11 protein-coding genes are annotated in these 6,530 nt (G+C 36.1%); 2 read left to right on the plus strand and 9 right to left on the minus strand.

Translation table 11 applies throughout. From position 1 onward, the window contains the following. The first annotated feature begins 311 nt into the window (after positions 1-311). Complete coding sequence (locus I6751_RS06180) at positions 312-731, plus strand: integrase core domain-containing protein (RefSeq protein WP_269140843.1); 420 nt, start codon at positions 312-314, stop codon at positions 729-731. 67 nt (positions 732-798) lie between these two features. Here I6751_RS06180 and I6751_RS06185 read toward each other — a convergent pair whose 3' ends face one another. The 9 genes from I6751_RS06185 to I6751_RS06220 form a co-directional block, all read right to left on the minus strand. Then, positions 799-1,566 carry a fused MFS/spermidine synthase gene (locus I6751_RS06185; RefSeq protein ID WP_231037842.1) on the minus strand — a complete coding sequence of 256 codons (768 nt, stop codon included), beginning with the start codon at positions 1,564-1,566 and terminating at the stop codon, positions 799-801. Beyond that, positions 1,455-1,700: a hypothetical protein gene (locus I6751_RS13905; protein WP_231037841.1), complete on the minus strand. Its 246-nt coding sequence runs from the start codon at positions 1,698-1,700 to the stop codon at positions 1,455-1,457. Before I6751_RS13905 ends, I6751_RS06185 begins: the two co-directional genes overlap by 112 nt. 58 nt (positions 1,701-1,758) lie before the next feature. Next, on the minus strand, positions 1,759-2,679 hold the full coding sequence (locus I6751_RS06190; RefSeq protein WP_196590747.1) for an MBL fold metallo-hydrolase: 921 nt from the start codon (positions 2,677-2,679) through the stop codon (positions 1,759-1,761). Positions 2,680-2,800: 121 nt separating this feature from the next. Further along, positions 2,801-3,205, minus strand: a complete 405-nt coding sequence (locus I6751_RS06195; RefSeq protein WP_196590746.1) for a cupin domain-containing protein — start codon at positions 3,203-3,205, stop codon at positions 2,801-2,803. Positions 3,206-3,311: 106 nt separating this feature from the next. Next, positions 3,312-3,815: a flavodoxin gene (locus I6751_RS06200; protein WP_196590745.1), complete on the minus strand. Its 504-nt coding sequence runs from the start codon at positions 3,813-3,815 to the stop codon at positions 3,312-3,314. Between the two features lie 164 nt (positions 3,816-3,979). Next, positions 3,980-5,149: an iron-containing alcohol dehydrogenase gene (locus tag I6751_RS06205; RefSeq protein ID WP_196590744.1), complete on the minus strand. Its 1,170-nt coding sequence runs from the start codon at positions 5,147-5,149 to the stop codon at positions 3,980-3,982. 100 nt (positions 5,150-5,249) lie between these two features. Then, on the minus strand, positions 5,250-5,435 hold the full coding sequence (locus I6751_RS06210) for an alpha/beta hydrolase family protein (protein WP_196590743.1): 186 nt from the start codon (positions 5,433-5,435) through the stop codon (positions 5,250-5,252). Positions 5,436-5,468: 33 nt separating this feature from the next. Beyond that, positions 5,469-5,672: an MFS transporter gene (locus I6751_RS06215; protein WP_196590742.1), complete on the minus strand. Its 204-nt coding sequence runs from the start codon at positions 5,670-5,672 to the stop codon at positions 5,469-5,471. Then, positions 5,624-6,043, minus strand: a complete 420-nt coding sequence (locus I6751_RS06220) for an MFS transporter (RefSeq protein ID WP_196590741.1) — start codon at positions 6,041-6,043, stop codon at positions 5,624-5,626. Before I6751_RS06220 ends, I6751_RS06215 begins: the two co-directional genes overlap by 49 nt. Positions 6,044-6,374: 331 nt before the next feature. Between I6751_RS06220 and I6751_RS06225 the strand changes: the two genes are divergently transcribed. Beyond that, positions 6,375-6,518, plus strand: coding sequence for an aromatic amino acid lyase (locus tag I6751_RS06225; protein WP_196599021.1), 144 nt, complete (start codon positions 6,375-6,377; stop codon positions 6,516-6,518). Positions 6,519-6,530: the final 12 nt, after the last annotated feature.

The following is a 6,530-nucleotide window of genomic DNA, read 5'->3' on the forward strand; positions in this document are numbered from 1 at the left end:
CCCTTGTTATTATAAAAATATTTATATTAATGATACAACTTTTTAAAAGTAATTACAATAATCAGAAAAAAACGTATATACTGAACCCATAAATCAAGATAAAAACCAGTTGTTTTTAGGTTAGGTATTGGCTAACATTTTAGATGAAGTATGCAGCAAATGGGCATACAGGCTATTTATCCTCGTCAGAATACCAGCCGTACCAATCCACAAATCCCTATATATCCGTATCTACTGAAAGGCTTAACAATAGAAGATTCTGATCAAGTCTGGAGTATTGACATAACATATATCCCATTCGTTCTTCATGGCTGTATCTGACAGCCATTATTGACTGGTATTCACGGTACGTCATTGCTTGGATGTTAGATGATACAATGGATATCGATTTCGTACTAGAAACGAGTCGAAAGGCATTACAGATAGGAACTCCGACAATTATGAACAGTGATCAAGGTAGTGATTTTACCAGCCCACGGTACACGAAGATTTTTATTGATGCTGGCTGTAAAATAAGTATGGATCATCGTGGACGTGCCTATGATAATATTTTCATTGAACGTTTGTGGCGTACCGTAAAATATGAGAATGTGTATCCAAAAGAATATGAATCACCAAGACAAGTCCGTATCGGCATAAATGAATATATGACCTATTACAACGAAAAACGACTGCATCAAAGCTTGAATTATAATACCCCGAAGAAAATATATTTCACATCTGGCAGGTGATATTTATAAAATTTTACTTTCAGAAACCTAACTTATTTTTATAAAAAATCTGTCTTGACAAAGGGGTTCACTTTACTTTTGGAATTTGAGCCATAATCGGTGCGGCTAATGCATAATCATAGTACATTCCAGTTAATTCACTATTCTTTTTCATAATAGATTGCACACCAAACAATACATTCGTCGATAAAATACGACTATCATCACGATCCCTTACTTGTAAATAATTATATACAGATTCTCCTTCATAAAGAAGATCTGTTTCCCAAAAAGCAAATTTGTCAGAATTACCAAAAACGGAACATACAACAAATAAAACAGTTGCAGCCGTAATAGTTATTCTTTTGATTCCTGTGTTCAAAAAATAAATCGAACTGACCAGTAAAAGAATACCAGAGAAAATAAGAAACGTAACAGCAGTACCCACTGTTGGAATGGTAAGGAAGGTAGGCAGAAAGGTCCCAAGAATACTTTCTATGGTATTATATGCACCCAGCATTCCTGCCGTTTTACCGGTGTTTTCCATACTGTCCGTTGCATATTTTGCCAAAGATGGAATGACCGTTCCCAGTAATACCAGCGGAAAAACGAAAATGACCATGCAGGTAAGAAAAGCTGCAATCGTCAAAAGCTGTGTATTAATTGAAAAAATCAACAAACCAGAGATACCCAAAATGATATACTTGCCCAGCAGTGGAATGGCAGAAATCCATACGGCCGCAACTAAAATATGTACATATAACCGATCTGGATCAGGATGAGCATCAGCACTGCGGCCACCCCAATAATTGCAACAGCCATGGCAATCATAATCGTTCCAATAATAATGGTCCAGACAATTTGCGATGAACTAAAATACGGCGCCAGCAAACGATTAGCTCCTAGTTCAACAGCCATAACAGCCATTCCTGCGAAAAATTCTGTCATATATAAATAGTATTTATTTTTTAAAATGGACTGTACCTTCATTATTTCCCTTTCCAAATAAATTATATAAGGAACAACATCAATTTTTTATATGGCAATATTAAAGATTCCACCATAGCGTCTGCGGATAATTATTACTACCGATTGTGACCAATTCACCTATCTTAGGAGTAGTAACTTTTACCGACATAAGCTGTGCCTGTTTTAGCAGGCGTTCAATCTGCTGAGTCCAGTCAGTATTTGATTGACTGAATATTCCCCAATGAATGGGAAGCATAATCTTCCCTTGTAAATCAATATTTGCCTGTACTGCTTTTTCAGGGACCATGTGAACATTCATTGAAAATTCATGTTCCTGCCCACATTCCATAAATACCAAATCAAACGGTCCATACTGACTGCCTATCTCTTTAAAATGTGGTCCATAAGCACCATCTCCGCTAAAAAAGATTTTGATTTTACCACTGTCAATAACCCAGGAACACCATAGCGTTTTATTGCGGTCAAACAAGCTTCTTCCCGAAAAATGCTGATTGGGTGTACAAGTAAAATTTATTCCGAATTCCGAAAAAGTATTACCATAGGACAGTTCCACAATTTTTTGTTTTTTGATTCCCCATTTCCGCAGCCGTGCTCCTACACCGCGTGGAACACAGAATTTTTGAACATGATACTGAATGTCCTTGATAGAACGATAATCCATATGGTCATAATGATCATGTGACAAAAGCAGAATATCTATCTGGGGGAATTCCTTTATTGATAAAGGTAATTCTTCGGTAAAACGCCTTCCTGTAAAAATTGAAAATAACCAAAAAAGATTATAGAAAACCGGATCACATAAAATTGTTTTCCCATTTATTTGTATAAAAACCGTAGAATGACCGAACCAAACGCATCGGGGCGTTTTCACATTCATAATATCTGCCAAATTTATTTTTTCTATCGGAATATGCCGATGTGGTCGACTGTTAGGATAGCGGCAGACTAATCTTTTAAATAAAAAATATGGAAGCTTCATTTTTTTAGTAACTCCCCAGTTTATTTATTTTGAAAAATAATATTAATGTTTGAATTAAAGCCATGGAATGTTATCTTATTCGGTAGATTTTCGTGGCTTTATCAGATTGAGCAATCATAAGTTATTTTAATTTCTTATATTCGCTATCAATGACAGGCTCGCACCATTCATTTGAAGTTTCTTCACCGGGAACCTCAATGGCTAAATGAGCAAACCAGCTGTCTGGTGCAGCACCATGCCAATGTTTTACACCAGCTGGAATATGTACTACATCACCGGGATGCAATTCCTGCACTTCTTTTCCCCATTCTTGATAATAGCCTCTGCCTGTCGTAACGAGAAGCATCTGCCCACCTCCTGTTTTGGCATGATGTATATGCCACCAATTACGGCAGCCAGGTTCAAAAGTTACATTTCCCACAATGATCTGCTCCAATGATAGCATGTTTAAATAACTTTGGCCTGTAAAATATTTTGTATATAAATCATTTTTTCCTCCTATTGAAAATACGCTTAATTCTTTCATCGTCAACACCCTTCCGACTTGGTATATATTTATTTTGGTAAAACAAAAATTACTTATAGTAAGGTAATATTAATATTGTTAGCTGATTATGGGAAAACACAATATTTTATTTTAAAAAAGTGTGTTTTATCTTCATGATCCATTCTTCAATTTTAGATTCTGCTGTTTCCATATGGTTGCCGCCATTAGAATCAAAACGAATTTCCATTTCTTGAGCAAATTCAGCACCCTGACAGGTTTTCTTTATATCGTCAATAACATGTCCAGGCCAGCCGGCATCAGTAATGAACGGAATGATAATTTTACCATACCAGTTCTGATTATTAAGAAATGATAAAACAGCTGGAGCCATTGTGTACCACCAGGTTGGAGTTCCAATTACAATAACATCATAATTTTCAAAATCAACTAACAATGATTTAATTTCAGGTTTAAACCTACTTTCTACTTCTCTTTTTCCTTGTTCTATTACTTCTTTATAGTTTCCAGTATAAGGTTTTAACGTTTCTATATGTACAATATCAGAAGCCGTAATTTTTTGTATTAATTTAGCTATTTTTTCTGTATTTCCATTCGACCATGAATAATACACTACAATCATTTTATTCATATTTTCTCCGTTTTTTAATTATTACCGACTTAATTTTTGTCCAGTGCACTTACTATATTGTGGGGAATATATAATTCTTCTAGAAATTCCACATCATCATCTGTCAAAGTTATAGCAAAATGCTGCGTTAAAAATCAGACAGCATTTTGCTATAAATCTGTTTATTATTTAAATGAGGCTTGGTATATCTTTACGCAGTCATCATCTGAAAGCGGTTTACGATCGGTAGCAAACAAGAACTTTGCTGTATCCTTGGCATTTTTAACCATTTTGGGGAACTCATCAGGAGTGATACCATACTCAGACATTTTAAGTTCTCCGACGCCGCAATCGTCCTGTAATTTTTTCAGTGTGCGTACAAAATCAATTGGTTCTTTAGCATCTTTATTGCCTAATGCTTGTGCCATACGAACCAATCTATCATCGGCAGCATGTATGTCAGCAATGTGTTTGTAATATGCGCAGCTTATCATGATAAGGCCGGCACCATGCGGCAGCTTGTCGTGATAAGCAGATAAAGCATGTTCTAATGCATGTTCACTGGTGCAGGCACCAACACACATGACTGTGCCGGATAACGAATTGGCAAATGCCACCCTTTCGCGTGCTTCCATATCCTTACTATTTTTGACAGCTCTCAGCAAATATTTACCAATATTTTCAATTGCCGTGATGGCGTACATATCACTCATGAGATTGGTTTCAGAAGATATATATCCTTCAACGCTGTGGAATAATGCGTCAAATCCCTGATAAGCTGTGAATTTAGGCGGCACTGAACTCATAAGCTCAGGATCAACGATCGCCAGTACAGGGAAAAGATATTCTCCGCCGAAACCGGTTTTTTCATTTGTTTCTTCATTAGTAATAACTGCACCCCAGTCAGATTCAGATCCTGTACCGGCTGTAGTTGTGATTGCTACTACCGGCAGTGATTTATTTTTAATTTCTTTGCCTTTGCCAGTTCCGGAGGCTATATAATCCCACAAATCACCTTCATTGGTAGCCATAATAGCCATCGCTTTGGATGAGTCCATGCAGCTGCCGCCGCCTAATGCAACAATGAAATCGCAATTGTTTTCTTTTGCAAATTTTGCTCCAGCCATTACTGTCGATTTAAGTGGATTTGGCTGTACCTTGTCAAATACGGCAGTTTCAATACCTTTTTGATGAAGCTCTTTTTCAGTGCGTTCCAAATATCCGTTAGCTCGCGTTGATTTACCATTTGAAATAACGATCATTGCTTTTTTACCGGGTAAATTTTGTTCATGCAGCTTATTCAGCATACCTGCGCCAAATAAAACTTTTGTCGGTACATACATTGTATAACTCATATTGTTACATCCTTTTCGTATTAATATTTTTGCCAATTATTACTGACAAGAATAGTCTACTATTTGGAGTTAACTCCATGTCAATACTTTTTATTAAAATTTATTTCATTATGCCGATATTTATCAAAAATTGTTTCAACACATTGTAGTATTCATTCGGATCAGCAGCAATAGCTACAGCGTGCTGAACGTTTGGGAAAATATGTAATTTTTTATATGATGGACAGGCAGTATATAATTTTTCCATAGAATTTACAGGTACTAATGTATCAGCACTGCCGTGCATCGAAATTATCACCTGAATTATAAATCATTATCGTTAATTATATTTAGCTTGTTGTTGGCGGGCAAGCATACTAATTACAATTAAAATCAAGCCAGCAATTATAAAGACAAATTTCATGCCAATAAAAGTCGCAATAATGCTGCCTAAAATAGGACCAGTCATAGAACCGATCTGCTGAGCTGAAAACATTAATCCCCAAATACGGCCTTTTGTGTGTGAATCTGTATTTTTTGCCAATATGGCATTAATAGAAAGATTAATGCCATATTGGCAAAAAGGCCTACGGCAAATTGACTTGCCGTAGAAAGATATAAATCGCTGGGCAATGCCTGCAGTATAGTGCAAGCACCAGCTAAACCCAAGGATAAAATCATAGAGATGAAAAATCCGTGGTGCTGGCCGAAATGTCCCCACAATGGTGCGGAAATAACACTGGCAAAACCGCCTAAAGAAAAAACAAATCCAGATATGAAAATAATATTGTCAATATTATCGGACAAACTGGAGATATAAGTTGTCATAATAGGCTGTAAAACTAAAATGACCATGGAAACAAATGAAGCATAGATCAACATATTACGAAGCAATGGAACTTTTAATAAACTCATGGCGTTTTCTGCCGATTTTTCCGGTGGTTCTTTAATGAAAAAAATAAAACCAGGCAAATTAAGAACAGTGCAGCTGATGCAAGGAAAGTTGAGTGAAAGCCCGAAAAATCAAGTAACGATGTAATAAAAATAGTATCTTGACAATAAAATAGCATCAAACTTTGGTATAATTTAAGTTAGCAAAACAAAAAAACCAAAGAAAGATGCTATGACATACAAAGGACTATTTAATTAGTAAGAACATATGAACATTAGTTCTTAAGTAGGAGGCAGTATTACGGAAAAACGAAAACATGTTGCTCAGACAGCTACTGTCATTCTTGGTGAAAAAATGAGCATACAAGATTTGGTGGATGTTGCTAGATTTGGTGCTAAAGTTGAATTTGATGATGAATATTGCAGTCGAGTGGAAAAGTCTCGGGCTCTAGTGGAAAAATGGGTTGCTGAAGAACGTGTGATGTATGGGGTAGTGTAAAATAGTTTGTGC

Origin of the sequence: Pectinatus frisingensis (assembly GCF_015732285.1) — a bacterium.
Lineage (GTDB): Bacteria > Bacillota > Negativicutes > Selenomonadales > Selenomonadaceae > Pectinatus > Pectinatus frisingensis.